The 24,851-nt window shown below is 41.2% G+C and carries 28 protein-coding genes and 1 pseudogene; 9 read left to right on the top strand and 20 right to left on the bottom strand.

The genetic code is table 11. The features are described 5' to 3' along the window. Positions 1 to 192 precede the first annotated feature (192 nt). From ACFPTP_RS05805 to ACFPTP_RS05795, 3 genes are all read right to left on the bottom strand, one after another. Positions 193 to 513, bottom strand: a complete 321-nt coding sequence (locus tag ACFPTP_RS05805; RefSeq protein WP_381442911.1) for a hypothetical protein — start codon at positions 511 to 513, stop codon at positions 193 to 195. A gap of 180 nt (positions 514 to 693) precedes the next feature. After that, the gene (locus ACFPTP_RS05800; protein WP_381442910.1) at positions 694 to 1,074 is read right to left on the bottom strand and encodes a hypothetical protein; all 381 of its coding nucleotides are present in this window, start codon (positions 1,072 to 1,074) and stop codon (positions 694 to 696) included. A gap of 208 nt (positions 1,075 to 1,282) precedes the next feature. Further along, complete coding sequence (locus ACFPTP_RS05795) at positions 1,283 to 1,774, bottom strand: GNAT family N-acetyltransferase (RefSeq protein WP_381442909.1); 492 nt, start codon at positions 1,772 to 1,774, stop codon at positions 1,283 to 1,285. 601 nt (positions 1,775 to 2,375) lie between these two features. Here ACFPTP_RS05795 and ACFPTP_RS05790 point away from each other — a divergent pair. Further along, positions 2,376 to 3,389, top strand: a complete 1,014-nt coding sequence (locus ACFPTP_RS05790) for a C40 family peptidase (protein ID WP_381442908.1) — start codon at positions 2,376 to 2,378, stop codon at positions 3,387 to 3,389. A gap of 116 nt (positions 3,390 to 3,505) precedes the next feature. Here ACFPTP_RS05790 and ACFPTP_RS05785 read toward each other — a convergent pair whose 3' ends face one another. Both ACFPTP_RS05785 and ACFPTP_RS05780 read right to left on the bottom strand, forming a co-directional pair. After that, positions 3,506 to 4,126, bottom strand: a complete 621-nt coding sequence (locus ACFPTP_RS05785; RefSeq protein ID WP_381442907.1) for an NUDIX hydrolase — start codon at positions 4,124 to 4,126, stop codon at positions 3,506 to 3,508. Positions 4,127 to 4,393: 267 nt separating this feature from the next. Beyond that, a pseudogene (locus tag ACFPTP_RS05780) lies at positions 4,394 to 5,472 on the bottom strand (helix-turn-helix transcriptional regulator). A gap of 322 nt (positions 5,473 to 5,794) precedes the next feature. Here ACFPTP_RS05780 and gltS point away from each other — a divergent pair. Further along, positions 5,795 to 6,985 carry a sodium/glutamate symporter gene (gltS, locus tag ACFPTP_RS05775; RefSeq protein WP_381442906.1) on the top strand — a complete coding sequence of 397 codons (1,191 nt, stop codon included), beginning with the start codon at positions 5,795 to 5,797 and terminating at the stop codon, positions 6,983 to 6,985. Positions 6,986 to 7,048: 63 nt separating this feature from the next. On the opposite strand, the gene ACFPTP_RS05770 is transcribed toward gltS, so the two are convergent. The 5 genes from ACFPTP_RS05770 to ACFPTP_RS05750 all read right to left on the bottom strand — a co-directional run bounded on the left by ACFPTP_RS05770 (position 7,049) and on the right by ACFPTP_RS05750 (position 10,885). Beyond that, on the bottom strand, positions 7,049 to 7,258 hold the full coding sequence (locus tag ACFPTP_RS05770; protein ID WP_381442905.1) for a hypothetical protein: 210 nt from the start codon (positions 7,256 to 7,258) through the stop codon (positions 7,049 to 7,051). A gap of 163 nt (positions 7,259 to 7,421) precedes the next feature. After that, positions 7,422 to 8,126, bottom strand: coding sequence for a CBS domain-containing protein (locus ACFPTP_RS05765; protein ID WP_381442904.1), 705 nt, complete (start codon positions 8,124 to 8,126; stop codon positions 7,422 to 7,424). A 268-nt stretch (positions 8,127 to 8,394) separates the two neighbouring features. Beyond that, on the bottom strand, positions 8,395 to 8,841 hold the full coding sequence (locus ACFPTP_RS05760; RefSeq protein ID WP_381442902.1) for a hypothetical protein: 447 nt from the start codon (positions 8,839 to 8,841) through the stop codon (positions 8,395 to 8,397). 24 nt (positions 8,842 to 8,865) lie between these two features. Beyond that, positions 8,866 to 9,903 carry a hypothetical protein gene (locus ACFPTP_RS05755; protein WP_381442901.1) on the bottom strand — a complete coding sequence of 346 codons (1,038 nt, stop codon included), beginning with the start codon at positions 9,901 to 9,903 and terminating at the stop codon, positions 8,866 to 8,868. 148 nt (positions 9,904 to 10,051) lie between these two features. Then, positions 10,052 to 10,885, bottom strand: coding sequence for an STAS domain-containing protein (locus ACFPTP_RS05750; RefSeq protein ID WP_381442900.1), 834 nt, complete (start codon positions 10,883 to 10,885; stop codon positions 10,052 to 10,054). 334 nt (positions 10,886 to 11,219) lie between these two features. Here ACFPTP_RS05750 and ACFPTP_RS05745 point away from each other — a divergent pair, with 334 nt between their 5' ends. Further along, the gene (locus ACFPTP_RS05745; protein ID WP_381442899.1) at positions 11,220 to 12,068 is read left to right on the top strand and encodes an STAS domain-containing protein; all 849 of its coding nucleotides are present in this window, start codon (positions 11,220 to 11,222) and stop codon (positions 12,066 to 12,068) included. A gap of 286 nt (positions 12,069 to 12,354) precedes the next feature. Here ACFPTP_RS05745 and ACFPTP_RS05740 read toward each other — a convergent pair whose 3' ends face one another. After that, entirely contained in the window at positions 12,355 to 13,023 is a 669-nt protein-coding gene (locus ACFPTP_RS05740; protein WP_381442898.1) for a restriction endonuclease, read from the bottom strand. A 453-nt stretch (positions 13,024 to 13,476) separates the two neighbouring features. Here ACFPTP_RS05740 and ACFPTP_RS05735 point away from each other — a divergent pair, with 453 nt between their 5' ends. Then, positions 13,477 to 13,701, top strand: coding sequence for a hypothetical protein (locus ACFPTP_RS05735; protein ID WP_381442896.1), 225 nt, complete (start codon positions 13,477 to 13,479; stop codon positions 13,699 to 13,701). Between the two features lie 136 nt (positions 13,702 to 13,837). On the opposite strand, the gene ACFPTP_RS05730 is transcribed toward ACFPTP_RS05735, so the two are convergent. From ACFPTP_RS05730 to ACFPTP_RS05715, 4 genes are all read right to left on the bottom strand, one after another. Further along, positions 13,838 to 14,935, bottom strand: coding sequence for an L-dopachrome tautomerase-related protein (locus ACFPTP_RS05730; protein ID WP_381442895.1), 1,098 nt, complete (start codon positions 14,933 to 14,935; stop codon positions 13,838 to 13,840). 160 nt (positions 14,936 to 15,095) lie between these two features. Further along, on the bottom strand, positions 15,096 to 16,232 hold the full coding sequence (locus tag ACFPTP_RS05725; protein ID WP_381442894.1) for a zinc-dependent alcohol dehydrogenase: 1,137 nt from the start codon (positions 16,230 to 16,232) through the stop codon (positions 15,096 to 15,098). Between the two features lie 24 nt (positions 16,233 to 16,256). Continuing rightward, positions 16,257 to 16,619: a spore coat protein gene (locus tag ACFPTP_RS05720; protein ID WP_381442892.1), complete on the bottom strand. Its 363-nt coding sequence runs from the start codon at positions 16,617 to 16,619 to the stop codon at positions 16,257 to 16,259. Continuing rightward, complete coding sequence (locus ACFPTP_RS05715) at positions 16,612 to 16,842, bottom strand: spore coat protein (RefSeq protein WP_381442891.1); 231 nt, start codon at positions 16,840 to 16,842, stop codon at positions 16,612 to 16,614. The genes ACFPTP_RS05720 and ACFPTP_RS05715 overlap by 8 nt, the downstream gene beginning before the upstream one ends. Positions 16,843 to 16,972: 130 nt before the next feature. Here ACFPTP_RS05715 and ACFPTP_RS05710 point away from each other — a divergent pair, with 130 nt between their 5' ends. Continuing rightward, entirely contained in the window at positions 16,973 to 17,176 is a 204-nt protein-coding gene (locus ACFPTP_RS05710) for a hypothetical protein (protein WP_381442890.1), read from the top strand. Positions 17,177 to 17,377: 201 nt separating this feature from the next. Here ACFPTP_RS05710 and ACFPTP_RS05705 read toward each other — a convergent pair whose 3' ends face one another. Beyond that, the gene (locus tag ACFPTP_RS05705; protein ID WP_381443117.1) at positions 17,378 to 17,461 is read right to left on the bottom strand and encodes a putative holin-like toxin; all 84 of its coding nucleotides are present in this window, start codon (positions 17,459 to 17,461) and stop codon (positions 17,378 to 17,380) included. Positions 17,462 to 17,613: 152 nt separating this feature from the next. On the opposite strand from ACFPTP_RS05705, the gene ACFPTP_RS05700 reads away from it, so the two are divergent. Both ACFPTP_RS05700 and ACFPTP_RS05695 read left to right on the top strand, forming a co-directional pair. Then, a complete protein-coding gene (locus ACFPTP_RS05700) occupies positions 17,614 to 17,838 on the top strand; it encodes a cysteine-rich CWC family protein (protein ID WP_381442888.1) in 225 nt (74 codons plus the stop codon). Between the two features lie 132 nt (positions 17,839 to 17,970). Next, positions 17,971 to 18,468, top strand: coding sequence for a YehS family protein (locus ACFPTP_RS05695; protein WP_381442887.1), 498 nt, complete (start codon positions 17,971 to 17,973; stop codon positions 18,466 to 18,468). 219 nt (positions 18,469 to 18,687) lie between these two features. On the opposite strand, the gene ACFPTP_RS05690 is transcribed toward ACFPTP_RS05695, so the two are convergent. From ACFPTP_RS05690 to ACFPTP_RS05680, 3 genes are all read right to left on the bottom strand, one after another. Continuing rightward, positions 18,688 to 19,317 carry a vWA domain-containing protein gene (locus ACFPTP_RS05690; RefSeq protein WP_381442886.1) on the bottom strand — a complete coding sequence of 210 codons (630 nt, stop codon included), beginning with the start codon at positions 19,315 to 19,317 and terminating at the stop codon, positions 18,688 to 18,690. An 88-nt stretch (positions 19,318 to 19,405) separates the two neighbouring features. Next, entirely contained in the window at positions 19,406 to 19,915 is a 510-nt protein-coding gene (locus ACFPTP_RS05685) for a hypothetical protein (RefSeq protein ID WP_381442885.1), read from the bottom strand. Positions 19,916 to 20,003: 88 nt separating this feature from the next. After that, the gene (locus ACFPTP_RS05680; RefSeq protein WP_381442883.1) at positions 20,004 to 20,810 is read right to left on the bottom strand and encodes an aldo/keto reductase family protein; all 807 of its coding nucleotides are present in this window, start codon (positions 20,808 to 20,810) and stop codon (positions 20,004 to 20,006) included. Positions 20,811 to 21,126: 316 nt separating this feature from the next. Here ACFPTP_RS05680 and ACFPTP_RS05675 point away from each other — a divergent pair, with 316 nt between their 5' ends. Then, positions 21,127 to 23,184 (top strand): penicillin-binding transpeptidase domain-containing protein, encoded by a 2,058-nt coding sequence (locus ACFPTP_RS05675; protein WP_381442881.1) that lies wholly within the window; start codon positions 21,127 to 21,129, stop codon positions 23,182 to 23,184. 193 nt (positions 23,185 to 23,377) lie between these two features. Here ACFPTP_RS05675 and ACFPTP_RS05670 read toward each other — a convergent pair whose 3' ends face one another. Next, positions 23,378 to 23,704: an HNH endonuclease gene (locus ACFPTP_RS05670; RefSeq protein ID WP_381442880.1), complete on the bottom strand. Its 327-nt coding sequence runs from the start codon at positions 23,702 to 23,704 to the stop codon at positions 23,378 to 23,380. A gap of 455 nt (positions 23,705 to 24,159) precedes the next feature. Between ACFPTP_RS05670 and ACFPTP_RS05665 the strand changes: the two genes are divergently transcribed. Continuing rightward, positions 24,160 to 24,846, top strand: coding sequence for an Ltp family lipoprotein (locus ACFPTP_RS05665; protein WP_381442879.1), 687 nt, complete (start codon positions 24,160 to 24,162; stop codon positions 24,844 to 24,846). The last annotated feature ends 5 nt before the right edge of the window (positions 24,847 to 24,851 follow it).

Genomic DNA, 24,851 nt, shown 5'->3' with positions numbered 1-24,851 from the left:
TTATTCCCATTTAAAGTCTTTGGGCAATTTCTGACAATAAAATACAAAGCTTCTTCAACTATTCTGCCTCGTTAGTTCAATAAGGAAAAATCTTCTACTCCTTCTTGAAGCAAAGCACCCGTTGATTGTCCAAGAAAAATTGAGCATTCGGTAATTAGGCGTACGAATTAATTTCCTAATTACTGTCCTATGCTACTGCCGCCCCTTTGCAATCCAATAGGGGACAAGTTTATTAACCCTCTCCACTTTCTGATCCCATAAGTAATCAAACGTCACAAGTATTTTCCCTTCTCTATTCCCGCCTTTTTCCCCAAGCTTGTAAGTGTACCGAATCCTGGTTTCGGTTTGTTGAACAAGTGTGACCTTACCGAAATTATGTTCAAGGTGTTCAGTTAATTCATCGGGAACCCAAGTTGAAAATCCACCCATATACTCCCCATGCTCTTCTTTTTCGTCGTCAATCTCAAAACGGATTATGGCAATTGGATTACAATCAAAAAGACCATCTAACATAATTACTTTCCTCCTCTAAAATGAAAAAAAAGGGATGGTCTAGTGACCTAATCCGTTCATTTTTGAATCACTAATCTTCAATTAGAACCACAAATTGGAATCCAGTATCTAATTTGCCTGAAGCCGCTCAACGATCTTCAAGTAAAGCACCCGTTAGTTGAAGATGAACGTAGATGCTAATTAAGGACTTGTGCTAAAAATCAATTCGCCACTATCTTTAACATTAACGTAATACACTCGCTCCTTTATCCATCCGTCATTTCCCATAACACCACTACCTGCTAAAACGAAACTTTCGGGATTTGAAGGTTTCATTGAATATAAAAGAATGTACACTTTATCGGAGTCCTGATTCTCATGGCTATATTCGATACTATCAATTGTAAACGCTGCAATCTCTTTGTCTTTTTCCAATAAGTCATTTGCTTGGACTTCAATTTCATCCAAGATGGTCCTGCTTGTTGAATCGACTTTATTTGTCTTTTCTTCATCACTGCTACAACCTACCAAAAACAAAGTGGGCATTACAACCACACAAAGTGTTAAAATCCAGTTTCTCATGATAATCACAGCCTCCTATTTTTGAATAATTGTTACATGCTTTCTTCAACTAAACTGCCCATTTAGTTCAATAAGAAAAAAGAGCAGAAGTACTTGATGATGAAGTAAAGCCCCCAGATGGTTAAATGACAGAAGGTTTCTTAATCAAGTACCCCTACAATCGTGTTAAGATATTAAATTATTTGTAATAAGGTTCAAGGTTCAAGGTTCAAGGTTCAAGCTTCAAAATAAATTCTTCAACATCTTTGCCTCTTGCGTTGGAAAAACCCTTATCTTCAGAAATGATTTTAAACCCGCATTTTTCCAATACCCTGATGGAGGCGAGGTTATCTTTAGCAGCACGAGCATAGAGCGGGCGTACCATAATATACTCCAGAAACTTTGACAACGCTTTAGTTGCAATACCTTGCCCCCAATATTCCTTCCCAATCCAGTAGCTTACTTCGGGTTCGCCGAACTGTTCGAAGTTCGAGACGTGTCCAGTAACAATGCCATTGAATAATATTGTCTTAATTGTGATGGTCTCGTCGGCGATAATTTTTTTCCAATGGTCAAAAAATGCGTCCTTATCAGTGGGGTCTTTAGCTGTAAAGGCAGCCATATAGTTCGCCGTTGAATCTAGTTGTTGTTCGAAAAAGATAGGAATATCTTCCTCTATGATATCTCGTAGCTTCACTTCGCATTTGTTAATGGATTCCATATAATTCACAAGCTCCTTAACCTATTTTGAATTTAAATCCTTTCGAGATTAGAGAAATTCCTTATTCGACTAACCAATTGCGTCAGTTCATGAACATTATTTCTCAATCTTCAATATATTTTAACATAGATTTCTCAACTCCCTTCTATATTTTTCTTTCCAATATCCAATTAGCAAGTGTTTTTACAACGGAATTAACAAAGGAATTAACGAAGGAATTAACGAAGGCACATAAATTTATGTGCCTTCGTTAATTCCTGCGCCAATTGTGGTACCAATTCATCAATATAAAGCATCTAAATGTTGATGCAACAACAAAACAGGGACACCAATTCATATGTGAATTGTGTCCCTGAACCCTGTGTATTTTACTGTTTTCTCCCCATCAACCGAACCCGTTAAGGAACGCGTCGAGCGTTCTTTTTCTTTTCAGTTCACCTGGCTGGTACCTCTTTCTCATAAATTAATCAGAAAATAGACACTTGGGCGTATATTTGAAAAGTAGTTATTTTTCATCTATTAACTATGGAAGACTTGGATATATACTGGTAATGTATGACGGATTGAAGTGTCACTACCAACTAAAAGGGGGATGGTTGTAATGAAGAAATGCTTCAAGTTCTTACTCGCAGTTGTAGTAGTTTTATCGGGTTTGTATTTATTCCCGACAGGCAGTGCGTCGGCGGAAGGCAAAGAAGTCGGCGGTACGTATTACATTGATGTTACCGCGGCAACAATTTGGACCGCTCCGAATTTACTAAGGGAAGTAGACAAGTATTCTGCAACGAATCCTGTTGATTTAAGAAAATGGACAACGAGTATGACGTATCAAGACAAACTTGGTCTTGTCGGAAAACTGGAAACACAAGCCTTATACGGGGCCAAAGTGACGGTACTCGAAAATAATGGCGATTGGGTGAAGGTAGCTGTCCACACACACCCAACCCCTAAAAGCGAAGTTGGATATCCTGGCTGGATGCCTGCAGTCCAATTGGCTAAGGATAAAAGCTTCGAAAATCAGTTGCACCGACCGTTTGCTCTCGTCACTTCTCCTACAGCTTGGTTATATGATGAAAAAAGAGCAGAGAATGAATTCCTTGAGCTTAGCTTCAACACCAGATTACCTGTTATGCAAGAATTCGAAAACGAAGTATTGGTTGCTACACCAAGTGACGGCAAGAAGTGGCTAAAAAAGTCTGATGTAGCTATCTACAACCACGAACAAGACATCCCATCCCCAACCGGCAATGATATCGTCGAAACCGGCATGAAGTTTTTAAACCTTCCTTATTTATGGGCAGGAACATCAGGCTTTGGATTTGATTGCTCAGGATTCACACATACAATCTATCATGCGAATGGCATTGTCATCCCAAGAGATTCTTCCGTACAGGCTACACATGGCACATCTGTAGAAAGGAAGGATCTTCAGCCCGGTGACCTTGTCTTCTTCGCTTACCAAGAAGGGAAAGGAAGAGTCCACCACGTCGGCGTCTATATTGGTGACGGCAAAATGCTGCATTCTCCAAACTCATCAACTCACGTCCGTATCGATGACATCGAAGCTGCTGGATACGGAAAAGAGTATGCGGGTGCAAGAAGATACGTTAAATAATAATTTATCATTCAAGCCCCTCCATTGTAATATGAGAGGGGCACAGTCCTCCATCCAATCTTTGGATGGGGGATTTTTACTTCTTTTTGAAGCACTTACCATGCAATTCTTCTGATTTATTTACGAATAATATCAATAAAATGCTTTAAAATCCTCGCCGTCAGTCCCCAAATCGTATAGTTTCCGTACTCGAAGAACCATTCCTCTATCTTGCGTCCCCTCCACTGGTAGTTCGTACCGTTCCGGATTTTATCGTATGGAAAATTCGAATCGGGTGCGGGGTTCACCATGACTGGATGCATATACGGCTCGTGATCGAGCAGGTAATCAAGCGGGACGGTGAACACTTCTTCAACCTCGCATTGATTGTAAGAACGAATAATCTCCTTATAATCGACGATTCCAGCAAATGGATAGACAACAAATGATGGAGATGCGATGTACGGACTTAGCGGGCCCAGCACTTCTACAGTATCGGAATCCACCCCAAGCTCTTCATGCGTTTCCCGCAACGCCGCAAAAAGAGGTGATTCATCGGTAGGATCAATCCGGCCGCCAGGAAAGCAAATATCGCCAGGCTGGCTCCTCATCGTCGACGAACGGACTTCGAACAACACACACCATTCCCCTTCCACCTCGACAAGTGGAATTAAAACGGCCGAACGGAAAGCAGTCGACTCGCCAATGAATAACTCTTGATTTTTACGCAACTGTTCTCCCCATTTCTCCCGGTCCATGCAATCATCCCCCTTTCTGCAGCAAGCCTTTGCTGTTTCTCTTTATAACTTTTTGAATCTTACCTTTTATGCACTACTATATTCTACTGCTTCCAACACAACGCCTCAACCTTCCGGGCCTAAAGTCACAAAATGACCATATAACTTGGGAAATGATCAATAAATCTTGGGAAATGATCAATAACCCGCCGAAATTGATCAATTCCACAAAAAAACACCAACCTTTGATCGACATTTTCGTCGATAGGTTGGTGTTGGGAATCCTTTTCACTTCTGTTCCCAATTCATCAGTTCCATATACTGCAAATCCCCATAGCCGATCATCGGAAATGTATCCATCAGCTTTCGCAGCAATTCACCATTCGGCAGTTGCCGGTTTTGTCCGATGAAGCAGGTGACCGGATTGTCTTTTGCTGCATGGCCAAGTACCAGCCGATTGCCTGGTGCAGGATAGGAAGGAAGTTGCCGTTCGGCTTTCGATGTTCGATCAGCACACTTCGGTATGCGTCTTCGTAACTCCCTAATACGAGCTCGGTCTGCTCCACTTTGAATTCGTCTTCCCGGAAACTGTTCAGGAACACCCTACCTTGATAGCGGCTCTGTTCTAGAAAGGCAAGTACCGTCAACATGTTCATCTGGCAGAACATGTCCTCGCCGAACCAGAGGACAATATGGTTGTACTCCCCCTCTAATAGTGGTTTCAAGGGTGCAATTACATGGTCTTCATAAGCCTTCGGTGTTTCGCCATGTCCTGCTGAACGGATGTCGATGAACTCCTTTCCGAACACCAAATCTGCCGTTTTATGAACACACATCGCTTCATTGAACGGCGCATAGGCTGCATCCCCCATCAGCTTCTTGCTGGCAAATTCCTCATACATCATTTGTCCATTCAATATGTTCAAGACATCTTTTTCAAATAATTCGCCGGACTCGGCCTGCAATCGGGCAACCTCCTGCTCTCTACATCGGTTCATCGCACTCATCCTTTCTGTGGGGTTCACGAAGATCTTCGGGAATGACTGGATGGGCATTCCTTGCATCTGATACTCGCGCGGGCTAACGCCAAATTCGCTTTTGAACGCACGGCTATACGCCTCTTGGGATGAATACTGATAATCCAAAGCCACATCCATGATCTTTCGCTGCTCCATCAAGTCCCCTGTTGACTCGTACAACCTCCTATGCAAAACGTACCGCCGCAGGCTCATCCCCGTCGACTGATGAAATTTGAAGGAACAGTAATAAGGCGAGTAGCCCATATGTGCCGCCAATTCATCCAATGAAAAATGGCACTTCAGCCGCCCTTCGATCCAATCAATCATCTCTTGAATATACTCATCCACGTAAACCCCTCCTGTTTCAAAGTATACCTGGCAGAGCCTCTCGCCGCTTGATAGTTGTTGTGGTGCAAGCAATCTTTTATTTAGGGTGCAAGCCCACAGTCGCAGCCGTGCTAGCACGATTTATTTATTTTTATAGAAAATTGCTAAGACAATTTTATATTCCTATATTGTTTCATGTCGTCTATAGATTTGTTACATTTTTAGAATGGGCCCATGCTTGTTTACTTCCGAAACGGGTATCGTACACAGATATGGCCAGTTTAATGGAGAGGAAATAGCAGCATCCAATCGTCCTCTCAACGTAAAGGAAAGGTGAAATTGCATGATTGAACTTAACCAGATAACAACATTATTTCTAGCGGCAGCCCTGTACCTGCTCGGTACGGCGCTCGTCAACCGGATCGGCATCCTTGACCGGTTCCTCATTCCTGCCCCGGTCGTCGGCGGTCTACTGTTCGCGATTGTCGCGCTCATCCTGAAATCGTCCGGCATTGTCGAAATTTCTTTGGATACTTCCTTGCAATCCTTGTTCATGGTCGCCTTTTTCACGACAGTTGGACTTGGCGCAAGTTTTAAGCTAATCAAGCTTGGCGGTAAGCTCTTGATCATCTATTTGCTGCTGTGCGGCGTAACCGTTTTCATGCAGAACGTTATTGGCGTCTCTCTTGCGAAAGTGTTCCATATCGATCCGCTGCTTGGCGTCATGAGCGGCGCAGTGTCGATGAGCGGCGGGCACGGAGGAGCGGCTGCATACGGGACGACGATCGAGGGTCTAGGCGTCACATCCGCCGTAACAATCGGGATGGCCGCAGCGACACTTGGATTGATCTGCGGAAGCCTGTCCGGCGGTCCAATAGCCCGGCACTTGATCGGCAAATATGATCTGAAGCCGAAAGAAGGCACAGTTGCAGAGTATGTGGAAGAGGATGAAAAGCCGATCGGCCAGCATTCTTTCATGATTCAGGTGACGATGATCACTCTATCAATGGCAGGCGGGACAATCCTTGGCGACTTGTTCACGGAAGCAACCGGTTTCGTCTTGCCCGGATACATTGGTGCGATGTTCGTCGCGGTACTCATCCGCAACATCGTGGACCGTTTCTTGCCGGGAACCATCAACATGAAGGAAATCAATTTGATCGGAGACGTGTCGCTCGCCATCTTCCTGTCCATGGCACTCATGAGCATTAAGCTATGGGAACTCGCGGGTCTCGCACTCCCGCTCGTCGGCATTATCCTCGTTCAAGTGGTCTTCATTGTCGGCTTCTCCGTCTTCATCATGTTCCGCATGCTCGGCAAGGATTATGATGCCGCGGTAATGATTGCCGGTTTCCTTGGCCACGGACTGGGCGCAACACCAAACGCCATGGCCAATATGGGTGCCACTGTGAATAAATTCGGACCTTCACGCACCGCATTCCTAGTCGTTCCAATTGTCGGTGCGTTCCTGATGGACGTCATCTTCAGCGCACCGATCATCATCACGACAATTAACCTGTTGGCACCGAAATAAGTTTGGCAGTGCACTATTGCGAAAAGCTGGTTTTCCCCGGCTTTTCTTTTTTTATATTCTCATCTACTTCTTTTTAAACCACTTGTCCAGCAGCTCATAAAAGGTAATGTTATGCGTCATGATCACAAACCATAGGAACATAAGAATCGTGACCGTCAAAATTCTCGGTTGGCCGTCGACAATAATTTGCACGGGTACGATATACAGCAGGCCGACTACACCAAAAGCAATAGCCATCACCTCTATATAAAATTTGAGTTTCAGAAAACCCACTCTTTGTCCCTCCTATCTTCCTGTTCTGTGCATCACGACTCATATTTTCGCACTTTTCTAAATACCATTATACCACTTCTGCTGTTCCTCATAAAAAAACACCGACCCTTAACCGACTTTTTTGTCGATGGGTGGTGCTCATACTTCCAAGTTTTCCATGTCATCATTTTATTTTCAACAAATCAAAAGGTCTAATGACCCCAATTAATTCTCCATCAGAATGACCGTTTTCTGTAATGAGCAATGCTTCCAAACGCACACCTTTTGTAATCGCCCGTTTGAAATAATCTTCAGCTTCATACACAGAAAGGTCTTTGTCGACAAATTCAAACGACTCGTTACGATTTTCATGATTGTAAACCTCGGAAAGTGTCGGTATTTCCCGGGGAATGGTGTCTTCTGTCGAATGGGCGGCCAACCAATAGGTAATGTCAGCTGCCGTTATCAAGCCTGTGAATTTTCCATTTTGATAAATAGGGACTTGGGTGAACCTGCTATCGGCCATCACCTTTAAGGCTGTAGTTAGAGAATCCTCCGCTTGCAATGTATGTACTTTACAGCCGAAAAGAGCACCTACACGTAGGGGATTGCTTAATTTCTGTTCAATCAGTTCGATACGCTCCACAATTTCATCGTGGGGTTCAGCAATGACATAGTCGATGTCTGTTCGATTATGGACAATCGCATTACGTAAATCCCCTAACTCCCGTAAATCGTCTTCGTATTTCCGAACAACAGAGTTAGTAATCTTCACTTTATCAATCAGGCGATAAAACGGGCAATACTCATCGCTATCCGCTTTTTCAGCAAGTATTTTTTCAATCCGGTTATAAGCGACAATAAAACGTTCTGAATTTTTCACAGTCATCAGCTCATGCAACTCCTTTTCGGAGAAGTATACCCGAATTTATGTAGTACAACTCCATGCTGCGAATGTGAAATAGAAGCTACTCTTTAGCCTGAAACAAAACGAAAAATTAAAAAGGACCACCTAATGCTAGTAACATTAGGCAGTCTGTAATGTGCAATAGATACCCCTTCATGGGGAATCAGCTAGTAGAATAAAATAATCCATCCGTTATGAGCTGTCTCTCAAAGATGGATTATTTTTTATGGTTAAATTGGATTGCTAATTATTAAGTGGTCTTAGTTAAAATAACACTTGGTTCATAGTCACTAATCACCTCGACTATTCCTGTCCCTACCGGAAATATGTGATGTTCCAAACCGTCTGCTAAACCGTCGGGAAAGTGTGGCTTGAACCAGTCTAGATACTCAGAGTGTAATGTTTTATAGAAACAAGACTCGAAATTTTTTAGACTACTAGTATCCCTAGCTTCCTCTGCAAGTGAGGCAAGCATGGACATCGGTATTTCACTTGTATAACGAAAAGATGCTATATAATCCCCCAAGTATCTAATCCCCTTATCATAAGTGATGTCTACTGTAGTTCTCATTTTATCAACTAAAGTTATCGTTAGCCCCTTGTCACTTAATCTCATATCAAATTTGACTACTTCAATAAATTCTATTTTAAATTCATTAGTAGGTTCCCAAGTAATGAGTGTTTGTTTTCTACCCATGCACAGTCCAACTTTCTTTTATCTTCAATAAAAAGACCACATCTCGTCTTTCCGATCTTTCAACTCTTTAAGGACAAACGCCCGATACTCGACCAGTTCCGGAAACTGATAGAAGAAATTAACTTTTTTCTCTGGCACCGTTTGGGGATTGTCATTGTACGGCGTTAATATGAAGTGGGCAAAAGACTCTGCGATATCTTCATATGGATTCACCGTAGCATACGTGCTAATAAATGAATCCTTGTTCTTTTCGTAAAAAGCAATTCTTTCTTTTATAGTTTTATTACCTGCATCTAACCACTGCTCTTCATAATCCTTCAAAAAAGCTTGATAATAAAGATTCATGTAACTGTCAGCGTTATAACACTCCCAGTACAGCTTTAAATGAAATTGATCCGCTGGACAAGTATACGAATTTACCAGATCCGCCTCATTCCATGTCAGCAGATGTCCATACTCATGAACCAGTATTGCCACCGTGGAGGATTGAAGCCAATGCGGTATCAAATTAGAAGGCAGCACCAATTTCCCCTCATAACTATTAACATACGGGTAAACGTCCTCTTGAAATTCAAGGATTTGCAGATTCACTTTATCTCGATCGTATAACGCAAGCACAATATCAGCAATACCATTGAAGATGCTCGCTTCTTCACCCTGCGTCAAAACAAATTGATCTTCTATTACCTCGTAGCGTGCGATGAGGGACTTTTCGTCCTCCTCATCGCTGGCACCAAAAGCAAGAACAGATTCATCTTCCTCCGCTTGTACATTCAAATACGACATACTGTTTGAATTTTTGAGATCACCTGAAAAGCTAGTAAAAAACTCGCTTCCGTATGTATCCCCTACATCGCGGCATTCCCCTACTGTTTGACATATCTCCGACTCAATCGGCTGCGACCAGTACTCATCGACCACAGTTTCATCTACTGGATGGACCTTTTCAACAATTTCCGTTGCCACCAAGTCGGCAACGGCCTTCTCTTCCTCCTCACACCCTGCAAGTAAAACCATACTAGCAGCGAAAACCCCCATGATCATCCCTTTAGATATTCCCATACCCATCCCCCATTCGATTAGATAGCATTCAAAAAACGACAGAGCCCACGTATTAGGTTATACGAACAGGTCTGTCGGAAAGTTTCGAAAGAATAGAGGGATTAGCTTGCGTATTGATCGCGAGCACCACTCATTGCTATTGATATACTTAGTATCGCTGTTGTATCGCTTGCGACAGTTTTGACGTGATTCGTACATTTTTAAAAGAAATGCCTAACTGGATCGCCGTTAGGGCAAGTTCCGGCCTGATGCCGGACAATGTTGTTGTGACACCGATTAGCTCTAGAGACTGTATGAGCCCAAATAGCTGTTGGGCAACCATCGTATCCATCATTGCCACTCCGGACAAATCTATATATAGGCTGCTGATCCCTTTCGCCACACATTGATCCAATGTGTTCTCCAGGAGTAATTGTGCCCGGTCAGCATCGATCTCTCCAATAATCGGAAGTAAGGCTGTATGTTCACTTAGCACGATGACCGGAGAACTTAATTCATTGATCACTTCTTTTTGGAATCGCAGTTTTTCATTTAAATGCCTGTTTCGTTCATGTGTATACCAAACAATCGCCTGATCCGTTATTTTTATAATCAGTTCGTAATAGTGTAAAGCTGATTCAATGGTCATCGACTCTTTATTCGCATCGACAAACTCTTTAATAAAACCAAAATATACATTGCGGGTTCTCATAAACTCTCTTATGATAAATTCAATAGGGGTACCTACATGTGCCGGGTCGCTAGTCGTCTCCAAAATCCAACTTTCCATCCGCTTCATAACTTCACATTCTTCTTCAATCAATATTCTAAAAGCAATTTCGTGAAACGCAAAATTCTGCCCTTTCAATTTCTCGATTTCCAACGAATCGGTCGAAGAATACACGCCTGACGGATCATTTTTATCTAATTTTTCGTACCACTCTTCCGTCATTTGCTCTGCCTTACTCATTAAAAAGTCATGGAGTTTCCTAGTTTCCAACATTTCTTTTCCTCCCTCTCCCCTCAATGTTGAAGAGCATCATCGTTAACCACTTTTTTATTAACCTTAACACATTTATCATTTTTTGAATATTCTTTTCGGAATCTTTTATTGTGAAAGCCTTCCAATGATCGACGGGCAATTCCTCCACCTGATCTTCCCCATTCCACTGAACTGTTCGGAATCGTTTCAGGGCTGCCATTGTACTGCGTTAACATGAATAAATAAGGAGGTAACAAACCTTTGTATGATTGATAGTTAGTTTGCAGAAATATTCTGAATGCATTACAATAAAATGGTAAATAAAATATATATTTCTTTTAGGGGGAATGAGCTAATGATAAATGAAATGGAGTTACTCGGAAAAACTTTATTAGAAGAAAAAATTAATATAGCACGTAAAATCCATGAGCTAAGATTATCAGAGATTCCGGATGATCAAAGACAATTAATTCCTTCACATATTGAAGAGGAAATAATAAGGATGAGAGCAAACTTTATAGCTCTCTTTGGAGAATTCTTGGCCAAACCAGAAAAGAGGGAAATGGCCTATGATCTAATAGAAAAATGGGCAGAGGAAACTTCAGAGTATGTATATAAACTCGGAGTACCATTAGATGAGGCCTTGAAAGATACAACACTTTATCGAACCTATATCAATGAAGTAATTGAAAACACGGTAATAACACATGATATGTCGGTAAAATCATTGTTAGCAGCGTCTAAGATCATAGACCCTTTGCTTGATCATGCTGTTTACTGTTTTAGCTTAACCTTTGTTAACTTCTACACAGTCAATCTCGATAATGCAAGAAGAGCATTTATCGAATTATCAGTACCTATTGTTTCCATTTCTAATGATATCGCCATACTGCCATTAATCGGTAACATTGATACTGAACGGGCGTTAATGTTGATGGAGAATACGACGAAAGAAGTAGGGAGATTAAAAATATCTTACTTAATACTCGACTTTTCTGGGGTAGCTATTGTCGATACAATGGTGGCACAACATATCTTTAATTTGAGCTCTACCCTAAAATTGCTGGGAGTTAAAACGATAATAACAGGTGTTAGGCCTGAAGTTGCTTTGACTGCTGTAAGTCTTGGATTGGACTTTAGTGATCTAATGACAAAAGGGTCCTTGCAGCAGGCACTAGTAGAACTAAAATTTATTCGTGATTAAAAGTTTAATTAAAATGCCGTATGCCTTTGAGAATAAAGGGTTTATGGCATTTTACACTTTAACATATACGCAATTGACGCGACCAGTACTCTTCGACTGCTGTTTCACCCGCTTGAGCGACCTCTTCATCTATAGACCTGTGTTCACAAAAAGGATACTCAAAGAAGAAAAATATTTTATTAGAACGAAAAAACACCTCCCCTTGATCGACATTTTTGTCGATGGGTTGGTGTTTATGTCATTAATAGTGCATCTTTTTACTAGTGCTGAAAATGAATTTTAATCTTCATGTCGGCAGATCGGCCATCAAGAAATTTAAAAGGTTACTACGGTCAATTAATCTAACTTCATGTTTCTGTGCTAATTGCATTGCATCAGATGCATAGAATGATGTGGTGATTACCCAAGCCTCCGAACATGCATAATATAATTTGCCAGCAACCACTTCTTGAATTGCTCGATTGCTGATCTTTTTGCTCGGTTGATACCTCTTGCACTGAACAGCAATCTTTCTGTCTTCTTTCACTAAAATCAAATCCACGCCGTGTTCTCCAGACGTCGATTTCAATTCTACTCTATATCCTTTGCTCCGAAAAAAATCTGATACATAATTTTCAAATTGATAAGCTGACATAATATCTAGTAGCTCAATCGGTTTCGGTCGATTGGGGAATCTTTCTGATACAGCTATTGTTAACGCTTGTCGAATCGTTAGACCCGAAAAATACAGTCGCTGTTCTTGAAGCTTTTGTTCGATTTCTCTTATATCTTTGCTACTGGGTACAAATGAAGTTAATTGTTCCGGGTCAATAGCATCTACAAACTCTGTTATCACTTTGTTATCTGAAAGCTTTGTAGAGCGAAACCATTCTACAAGTAAACAAATCAGAATCGTCAATAAAGCAGCAACTATCCAGTATTCGGGGACCGTAATTTTCAACAGTATGAAAGACATTCAACTCACCCCATGAGCTAAGTAGATAACTAAGTTCAATCGTTCAGGTTCAGTGCTGTTTTAACACTTCCGATAAGCCCGTCTTTCTACATACACACAGCAAGCTAAACAAACCTTTCCTACCTTATTATTCGGTAATCTATAACGTTGATAGTCTGAAATTTTCCTTTTGCAGATTCCACATTTCGATTTTAAAAAGCTAAATTACAAAATTCTCATTAATTAGATAGTACCATATAATAGAAAAGATGTTACATACTTTCTCTAAATTTTTTGTAGATTTCTTACGAGTAATCAACCTAATTTGTCGTTTACTATAGAAATAGTAAATGACCTTTTACTGTTTATACCTATTCCTATTTTAAATAGCAGAAGTGTAGTTTTTTAAAGAGCGGCTTATATTGAAGGAGTTTCTACTTGCATGTCGAATTATGGAGTTGAGGAGGGAGTAAATTGGAATGTAAATATAGATTCTTCAGGAGCGGCGAATTGTTTTCAGAGTACACCGAAACAGAACTGCTAAATGAATTTCCGGGTTGGGATGGAAAACTAGATATTGGAGACAGGTTCAATATAGGTGAGGAAGTAGTAAGAGTAACAGGAGTTACTCAATATGTTGATGAAAAAGTGGAAATTAATGATTATCACGTAAAAGAAATTCAAGAAAGTATTTATTGATTTGAAGAACGTCCATACGGGCGTTCTTTTTATAGTTTACTATCTGAATCGTTTCTTACACAGATACCTGTTTCTTATTTTAACTGACAAAAAAGGCAGCTCCCTCATGAGGGATAGCTACCTTCGTTTAAGAATATTATGAAAAGGTTGGAGCATGGAATTCATCAATTTTCATACGAAGTAAACTGTATGGTTTTTCCCGCAGGTCTCTTCCATAATGAAATCTCGCCTGCCGATGTAATTGATTCACTATGACATATAAGTATTGATCGGGGCCAATCGAAAAAGTATCCGGCCATAAAATTCTCGGGTCATGTGCGATGGTTTCCATTACGCCATTCGGCAATATCTTCCGGATACTGTTGTTTTCATAGTCTCCCGCATAAATGGTTCCCTTTGCGCTGGTGATCATTCCATCAGACGCGCCTTTTTCCCCCCAATACTGCACATATTGGGATAAATTAATGTCCTGTATCCTTCTGTCTCTTAGGGCTTCTGTTGAGATCGAGAACAGCAGACGGCTGGTTAGCGGAGCATAAAATAAAACCTTTCCATCAGGAGAAATTGCTAAACTATCGGAAGCCAACCTAAATGGGAAAGTCGAACCGTCCGGGTTTCGATTCATCAAAATTTCACCTTCTACTTTCGGTAAAAAATAGGGATCAGGTGAAGTTGATATTGCCCCACTTAACCGTCTGAACGCGTTCCCACTTTCTAAATCTACGACGATAATGCCCCCTGGCCCTCTGGAAGAAGAATCCGTTATATATGCAAAGCCTGCTTTTCCAACCCGAAAATCCAAACGGACATCATTCAAATAAGTTGTTGGCAAGACAACATCTTCTGTAAAGGTATATACTCTCCTTATTGCATTCGTGCTTAAATCAACAGCAACTAATTTTGCTCCGCCTTGAATAGGCTCAGAAAAATTTGGTGCCCCTGTGTCTAGTACCCAAAGGGTTCCTCTTCCATCAGCAACGATACTTTGGACACTGACGAAAGACATCGTAATATTTCCAGCATCAACCAAATTAGCTTCTAAACTGGGATAAGGCTGCAATTCACCCCCAACAATTTCAGCCACAGTAAATTGAACGTTGTCTCCCCATTTCGGAAAGCAAACAAAAATACGACCAGTTTCGGAAACGCTGACACCTGTAGGCATAGCCCCATAAAAAGCATGTACCAGTTCAAACTGCCCAAAATATTTTTCCATAGGTAATATAGGTTGCATGATATCCTCCTCATCAAATTCGAACGAATATCACCTATATATGTTAAAAAAATTTTTAAATGCCTAGTACTTGATAATTTTTTCTATCCTTCAATTATTATTCTCTTCAAAATTTAAAAAAGCACCTCATAAGAAGTGCTCGAAAACTAACCCGTTACATTTACGGTTTTAGGACAACTTTTATACAGTCTTCCATTTTCGTGTCAAATACTTGATAACCATGCTTAGCTTGATCTAAAGGAAGTACATGAGTGACAATATCACTTGGATCAACCTTACCTTCCGCAATTAAATTATAAACATGCGGCATGTAGTGAATAACTGGAGCTTGACCTGTCCTAATATTCACATTTCGTTGAAAGATGTCACCTAATGGGAATGCATTATAACGTGCCCCATAAACTCCTGTAATTTGAATAGTTCCAGCTTTGCGAACAGCTTGACTTGCAATTACTAGAGCTCCCATTGCTCCTCCTTGTAATTTCAGACCAGATGCAAGAAATTCCAACGGAGTCATTTTTCCACTCATTCCTACGCAGTCAATGACTACATCTGCTCCCCCCTGTGTTATTTCTCTTAAAAACTCGCCACAATTTTCATGATCTTCAAAGTTAACAATCTCCACGTTATTCGTACGTTTTGCATGTTTTAAACGATACATAACGTAATCAACTGCAATAACTCTTTTTGCACCTTTTAACCACGAGAATTTTTGTGCTAACAGACCAACTGGACCGCATCCTAAAATTACGACTGTATCCCCTTTTTTCACTCCCGCATTGTCTACACTCCAAAATGCTGTAGATGCAGCATCAGCAAGTAACACTAAACTTTCATCCGCTATTTCACTGTTTTCCGGGATCTTAAAAGGTGTAAAATTAGCATATGGAACTCGCATAAACTCCGCTTGGCCACCTGGGAACCCCCCTGTCGTGTCTGAGTAGCCAAAATATGCGCCCATCTCACCATTTTCATTCGTATTGTCGCATTGGCTTTCTAGTTCATGATTACAGTACCAGCATTGACCACATGCTATATTAAATGGGATTATAACGCGATCCCCTTTTTTAACTTTTGTTACATCCTTACCAACTTCTTCAACAATTCCCATAGGTTCATGTCCAATAACATAATCCTCTCCAAGGTTTGGGATCATCCCATGAATTAAATGTAAGTCTGATCCGCAAATGGCAGAGGTAGTTATTTTAACTATGATGTCATCCGCTTTTTGGATTTTTGGGTCTTTCACGTTTTTCACTTGAACATTTTTAACGCCTTGAAAAGTAACGGCTTTCATTATTTAAAACTCCTTCTTTATTCATTATTTTTTCGGTGGGCTCGGAAACATTCCTTTCCGATTTGTAACGCCCGGAAAGAGATTTAAATTAGCTATATCTACTGCATTTTGAGCGGATCTAATATCCAATTGCTTTTGAAGTTCCAAATCATAAGGGTTTAACCATTGTTTTTTTATCATGAGATCTGCAATTTCGAAATATAAGGCAATGGTTACATCAAGTTGTTCCTGTAAAAACTTTCTAATTGTAGGGGTTGTTGTTTCTGTCAATGCAATTGAAAGATTTCTAACCCCAGTTTTTGTTGATAACAAAAATTCAAGGGCAATACCTGAATCAGTAAGTTCGGGCATTCCAACAGAATTTATAGGATCTAAATAATCATTCATATGAACCGATCCCCGTTTCTTTTAACTCAGAGTTTGAATATACCTTTATCATTGCAGTTAAAGCAGGTATAGATTGTTTTACGTCCTTCTCCATTAGAGCTTTGAGATCTTGGTCAAAAACGATACCTTGCATCATTTTAGATTTAAGTAGACATACTGTCTTAAAATTTATTACTTCATGAAATTCCAAAGTTTCATGAAGCGCTAATTTTTTCTCAAACATTACTGCACCTCCAAGTCTTTTCATCCATTGAAGATTATCCCAAAAATGAATTTTATATTCAGAATAACCGGTGTTATTTAATGGAATATATGATAAAAAGTTTAAGTAACTCTAGTAAGGAGTGGTTCAGATGAGAAAAGTAATCTTAGCAATAATGGTGCTGATACTTGGTTGTTCGTTTGCCTTTCCTCAGAAGACAACCGTAGTAACGAAAACCGAAATGTATGTATATGCGAAAGATAATATTATTCTGCGTGTTGAACCAAAACAAAATGCGAAAAAGACTCGGTACAATTTCAAACTCCGGATGGCTCCAGAGTATAACAAGCAATAAGCACCCACAATGCCAAGAACATTTGGTTTGTATTAAACATATATATGTAATATAATTATTTCAAAAGAATAAACTAAAAAGGACCACCTAATGCTACCAACATTAGGCGGTCTGTAATAAGTAATAGCAGGTTCCCTTCAAGGGGGATCAGCTCGGGTATGAAAATAATCCATCCATTATGAGCAGCCACTCAAGGATGGATTATTTTTTATGGTTAAACGACAGTATTGCTACGATTAATACTCCGAAAGTTACCATGAGCATTAGCGCTTCAGATACTGACATACGACCACCTCCCTTCTAACGGGGAATGGCCGACCACCCTTGAGTCACCTATTCTATTACATTTTCATTATACCATACATGCGTTCCTGTCACTACCAGAGATAATAGAATGTTCGGATTTCGAACATTCTTGCAAAGAAGGTGTAAAAACAATGACTCCCCAACTAAACGAGCATTGCCCGCTATGCGGCAAAAAGAATAACTGTTGTTACGGAAAAGATAAATCGCTGGGCATTTGTTGGTGCAACCAAGAGACGTTTCCAAGTGAAATTTTTGAACTGGTTCCGGAAAAAGATATTCGGGTAAAATGTATTTGCAAGGAATGCTTGGATCGGTTTAAAGATGGAGGTTCTAATTTCCAACGAATCACTGAGTAATCGGGCCATTACAATTGGTCAATTTGAATAAACAAAAAGACCACCTATTGCACTTGTAAGTGGTGATCCTAATGGCAATAATAAGGATATAGTCATTATGTATTTACAGCACTATACACAGGAGGCCTACAAATGAATAATAATGATAGATTAATTCGTTTACGATATGCTTTAAATTTAAGTAATACAGCGATGGTAGATATTTTTAAACTTGGCGGCGTTGAAGTGACAAAAGAAGATGTACTACAGTTGCTTACAAAGTCAAATGATGATGAAGCTGAAAATGAATTGCAAATGAAGTGTACGAATCAGATGTTGGATTCTTTTTTAAATGGCCTCATTATCTATAAACGAGGAAAACAAGATCCAAAACCAGGACAACCTCAAGGTCCAGCCGCATCTATAATGACGAATGAAAATGTTAATAATATCCTTCTAAAGAAAGTGAAAATAGCACTCGCGTTAACAGGTGAGGATATGCTGGAGATTTTAGAAGACGCAGGAGTCATTATATCAAAGGGCGAACTAAGCGCTGTATTGAGAAAAGAAGGGCACAAAAATTATAAACCGTGCCTGGATCGATACGCTAGGAACTTCTTAAAAGGGTTAGCTATAAAATATAGGGCCTGATGTTGATCCACTTCGAATTGCGTTAGCAGGTTCCCTTCAAGGGGGATCAGCCCGAGGTGAAATAATCCATCCTATGCGAGCTAGACACTCAAGGATGGATTATTTTTTATGGGTAAATGACAATATTGAGGCCCGCAGGATACGGGTCATGCAGTCGTTGCGACAGGACGTCGCGGCCTTAGACTGCCTTCCTTAATACTCCGAATGTAAATGTGAGCATTAGCGCTTTAAACAGCGCGAGTTGAAATCCATTTCTATTTTCTCTTTCCAATCTTCCCTGATTTCGCTATGAGATCTAAACGAACTGATCGTTTCACTGATCACATTGTAGTTCAGTTCTGTTCCGTCTCCGTCCGCGTGAAAATTGGCAGCGCGGTCTTTAGAAATACCGAATTGGCTGGCGGTTGCAATGGCATCGATATTGGCGCCAAGGAAGATGAATTCCCAGCCTTCTTTACTTTTACGTGCGTCAATGAGTTCCCGGATCTTTTCATAGGTGAATTCACGGCTCGCATTTTCCAATCCATCCGTCGTAATGACAAACAACACATCCCCTGCACGTTTCTCTTGCGCATGGCTGATGCGGAGAATCGTCTTCCCGATTGCGTCCAGTAGAGCAGTCGTACCCCTTACATAATACTCCTTGCTCGTTATCGGTTGAATGGATTGAAGATCCACACCATCATGCAGCACTTCATAGGCATCATCAAACAGAACAGTCGTGACGCGCGCCTCTCCTGCCTCGTTCTTCTGTTTTGCCAGCATCCCGTTAAAGCCGCCGATCGTGTCACTTTCCAGCCCGCTCATTGAACCGCTTCGATCCAGAATAAAACCAGTTCCGTCGTGCATGTTTTCATCTTATTTTCCCCCTCAACCTTATTGTAAGTTGAGAATACCATTTCAAAATGACGGCCAGGTCGCTTATGAAGCGACAAATTTATGCCCCTATCATATGTTGCCCGAATGCAAACAGCGCTTCATTAATTTCAAACAGATCATAGTTCCCTTGTTCAATAAAAAACTCGATGATCAAATCCGATTTGCTGCTAGGCGACAAAGCGAACCCTGCCCGCAGCAACAAATCGTGCGTCTCATCCAAACTCAATTGCAGCGCAAGTGCAAAAGCAAGCACGGTCGGTTTACTCGGCCGGTACTCACGATCATTCCGGATCTTCGAAAAAAGCTTCCGATCGATACGCGCTCTCTTATACGTTTCGCTGTCCGTCATCCCTTTTTCATCAATCTTGCGCAGTAGCATTTGCGAAAAGGTCTCATCCATATTTTCCAAAAGGTCCTCCAAACTGCGGCGGCTTTCATTGATGATTATTTCCGCTTCAAACAGCTCATGGGGGTCCTCTTTTAGTTGATAGCTTGGGGAAAGTTCTTCTATGTAATGTTTATCGAGGTAGTGTTGGATTGTTTTTTTTAATTGGTGAGATAGGGTCATCGGAGTCTCCTTTTTGATACTTTAGTAATGTAAATGAAAATTAATGTAGGGTACCAGGTTCAATGAGAACCGAGTACCCGAAACTCCATTATAAGGCAGCAATACGGTCTCGATCGCTTGCAGACAGTTCAAAATCAAAGATATCCAAACATTGTGCTTGGCGGTCTTTATTGTGAGACTTTGGAATGACGATCACGTCACGTTCAATTTGATAGCGTAAAACAACTTGTGTGTATGTTTTTCCGTATTGGCTGCCGATTTCATCTAAAACCTGCTTGGCTTTTTCATCGATACCACGTAATGGAGACCATGCGACAGTTGCAATACCTTTACTTTCATTATAAGCAATTAATTCTTCATTCCAATTCCCGACTTGAGATTTAATTTGATTGACAGCTGGTATAATACCGCCCTGTTCAAGAAGTAAATCAAGATGTTCTTTTTCAAAGTTCGAAACACCAATCGACTTGAACACACCGCGGTTATAGTAGTCTTCTAAAAGAGTCCATGCCTCCAACATCTCTGCATGATCATCCCATGGTTTATGGATAAGGAACAAATCAATATAGTCAGTTTGTAATTTCTCTAAGCTTTTTTCAATTTCAGCATGGGCCCAGTCTGCACCACCGAAACCTTCAAATGTATTTAGCTTCGTGGTGATAAAGAAATCTTCACGTGGCAGAGATGACTTCTTTAACCCATTTCCAAGAACTTCTTCATTTAAATATAATTGAGCAGAGTCAAAATGACGGTAGCCGTTTTCAATGGCCCAGTCGATTTCTTGCGTGTCTCCTCTTAAGGCACCTGAGTATTGGTTTCCCTCTTTACCATACGTATTTGTCCCACTTCCTACGCTTGGAATTTCAATGCCATTATTTAATTTACGATACTTCATCTTAACCCCTCCTATGCTATATTTCTCACCTTACCTTTACGAAAGAAAGGATTCAATCTATTTGTTCTGAATGAACTTAAAGTTTTGAAGAATTGAGCCTAAGGATTTATAGTAGACATACATTAACACATAAATCACTTTAAGATAGATAAATCATTATGCACAATTAGGCCGGTGGATGCATTTCAATCCAGCGACGGACGATGGATAGGTGCGATTAAAAGGCATTGAAACTTTCAGATAACCGAAAACGTATAACTGAGTAGACGGAATAATCGAACTTACCAACCCATTTTGAAAAAAGGAGGGCTCATCCATGCAGATGCGCATGAAAAAATGGCTAGCCGCTTTGACACTATGCATGCTGACACTCCTCTTTGCGGGATGCACCAAAGAGGATGCGAAGCCAACTCCGGAAGAACGTCTTCAGGAATATGTGGAGCTTTGGCAGAAAAATGAACATCGGAAAATCTATAAAGACTATCTCTCAGCAGACACGATTGCTAATTTCCCAGCAGACTTTTATATTGACCGACAGGAAAAATTGCAGCGTGACCTTGACATCACCAATATCCGGGTGACCTATGACGAACCCGCCGAAGAAACGGAATGGTCAATTGAAGAGCCCGCTTCATTCACCGTCCATATCTCCATGGATACTGCAGCAGGACCGGTTACGTACGACAAAGAGCTGCTGATGGTGCACGAAGTACGCGAAGATGGAGAACAAACAGAAGAAAACTGGTATGCGGAGTGGGATCCTTCCTTCATCCTCCCTGGACTGGACACAAAAGATACGGTCGGCATCATGACACTCCCTTCCAAGCGTGGAGAAATAACGGACCGGCACGGTCGACCAATCGCCATTAATGGCGCCGGCTATGAGATTGGCATCGTGCCTGAACGGTTCACGGACAGTGCCAACAAAAAGATTGTAGCTGAATTGCTTGGCGTGACGGTTGATTTTATAGATAAACAGCTGAATCAGAGTTGGGTGAAACCGAATTATTTTGTTACTGTCAAAGTCTTGCCAAGTAGTGCGAAAGATGTCGTGGAACGGCTGATTGAACTGCCTGGTGTCACCTATCAGAAAGCTGAAATGCGCGAATATCCATTCGGCGAATCATTGGCGCATCTGACGGGCTATATCGGAAAGATTACGGCTGAACAGTTAGAGAAGCTGGAAAGCGAAGGGTACACGGAAAGAGATCTGATCGGCAGGCAGGGCATGGAACGAGTACTCGAAGAAAGGCTTCGGGGACATGACGGCGTGCGAATCTATAAGAAAGAGCCGGCAGTAGGTGCCACACCGATTCCAATTGTCGAAACCCCCGCCAGGGACGGCGAAAACATTTCTCTGACCATCGACGCTAGCTTGCAGAAGGCGCTGTTTGATTCCATGAAGGGGGAACCGGGCACAGCGGCAGCGGTCGATCCGCATACCGGTGAGACATTGGCTCTTGTAAGCTCTCCCGGTTTCGATCCGACAGAGTTCATGTTAGGCATCAGCTCTGCACGCTACGCAGCCTTATCGGAAGACCCATTGAAACCGCTGTTCAACCGGTTTGCAAGCGCCTATGCTCCCGGTTCCTCGGTGAAACCCATAACTGCGGCAATCGGGATGGAAATCGGCAACCTTCAACCCGATAAAGGACTGGACATTAAAGGATCGACCTGGCAAAAAGACAGTTCCTGGGGCAATTATCGGGTATCGAGACTGCACCCTGAAGCACCGAATCCGCTTGATCTGAATCATGCACTGATCTATTCGGACAATATTTATTTTGCACAGCAGGCATTGGCGATGGGGCGTCAGACGTTCATCGACGGGCTAGTAAGCTACGGGTTCGGTGAAGACATTCCTTTTATCCTGAATATCGCTTCTTCTCAAATTTCGAATGACGGAAAGATCAGTTCAGAAGGACAGCTTGCCGATACGTCATTCGGGCAGGGACAGATGCTGGCGAACATTCTGCACTTAGCGATGATGTACGAACCAATCGTCAATGGCGGGACGATGTATAAACCCTCCCTTTTGATGGATGAAAAGCATGGTGACATATGGAAAGATGGATTGCTGTCGAATGACAATGCGGAAGTGTTGCGGAACAGCCTGCGCAATGTCGTCGTCGACGGCTTCGCACAGTCCGCAAACTTGCCAGATATCGCTCTGGCAGGGAAAACAGGTACCGCAGAATTGAAAGCAGGCGGATCGGGAAGAGGACAGGAAAACGGCTTTTTTGTCACCTACGATTCTGCAGACCCTACTTATATTATCGCGATGATGATTGAAAGCATCGAGGATGAACGCGGAAGTGATTATGTCGCCGCTATGGCCGCCGATGCGATAATGCTTTACCGGCAAAATGAATGAAAATGAGTGAAGGGTACCAGGTTCTGAAATAATTCGAAATTCAATGAGAACCTGGTACTTGAAAATACTTGGAGCGGTTTAGAATGGAGATTCTGATTTTCAACGAATCCCTGAGTAAGCAGCCATTGTAATCGGTCCATTTGAATGAACAAAAAAAGACCACCTATTGCATTTGTAAGTGGTAATCCTAAACTCAGGAAATAATTCCGTGAATGCTTTCCATATATTTATCATACTCCATAGCATCCTTGTCAGTATTACACTTTGAGCAGGCACAGACGCAGTTTGCTATCGTGCTAAGACCACCTTTTGACTTAGGATGCTTATGATCAATCGTATCGCCATACTTTCCGCAATAGTGGCATGTATAGTCATCACGTTCCAAAATAAACGGCTTTATCGTTCTTCTATTATAAAAATGATGAATCAGCGTACTGTGGTAGATTCCTGCCGTACCTTCTTCCACTAACCTCTTTGCTTTTTCATAGCTGATGACACTTTCATATTTACGATTATTCAAGGCGCGTCCTCGTATCGTTATTTCGCTGTTTGCATCGAGAATAGAAGTGTCGTAACTGTATTCCTGGACAGGTTCAACTATCCTTTCATGCCTGCGATCTTTGCAATCATAGCAAAACGACCTTCTTTGCCCTTCGCTCCTTCCCTTTCCACCTAGTGACGGAAAACTCATCTTGTATTTATATTCCCCGCATATTTTACATCGTTTATAAAGAGTGCAGGAATCACCTATACTAACACTCACTTCATCACCTCCAGCCGGCTTTTCTATGAGTATAACAAGAGGAATACTTATTCTTTATATGAATTCCCCCATTTCATCTGACAACCATATCAACGTGCAACTTTTCCGACTATTTACAATAATAGTACCATACAACATGAAGAAACTGGAACTATATTACCAGTGAAATATATGGTATATTTCATACATACTACATAAAGGAGTTACAAGTTATGGCGAAAGAACAAAAACAGAAAAAACCGTTTTATAAAAAATGGTGGGTTTGGATGATTGCAGTTATTATTGTGTTCGCTTTCAACGGCAACGGTGATGATAAAGCGGACGCAACGAAAGAGGATAGCAAACCGGCCGTTACTGAATCAGCAACGAATAAGCCTGAGGAGAAAAAAGAGGAGCCTCAAAAAGATGAACCTAAAGAAGAAACAAAGGCAGAGGATAATGTTCCGAAAGAGCATCAGTCTGCTTTGAAAAAAGCTGAATCATACGCAAAGACAATGAACATGTCCAAAAGTGCTATTTTTGATCAATTGACTTCAGAGTACGGAGAAAAGTTTTCCACGGAAGCTGCCGAGTATGCAATGGCTAATCTTGAATTTGACTGGAAAGCAAACGCATTGAAAAAGGCCGAATCCTATTCAAAAACGATGCATATGTCAAAACAAGGAATCTACGAACAACTTACCTCTGAACATGGTGAAAAATTCACTACTGATGAAGCACAATATGCAATTGACAATATGAAAGCCGATTTTAAAGATAACGCCTTGAAAAAAGCAAAAAGTTATCAGGAATCCATGAGTATGTCACCAGAAGCGATAAGAGATCAACTGACTTCCCAATACGGTGAGAAATTCACAAAAGAAGAAGCCGATTACGCTATTACGAATTTAGATAAATAAAACAC

Origin of the sequence: Sporosarcina koreensis (genome assembly GCF_042655825.1) — a bacterium.
In the GTDB taxonomy this organism is placed as follows: domain Bacteria; phylum Bacillota; class Bacilli; order Bacillales_A; family Planococcaceae; genus Sporosarcina; species Sporosarcina koreensis.
The sequence above is the reverse complement of the archived record's forward strand: the minus strand, read 5'-3'. Positions and strand labels throughout refer to the sequence as shown.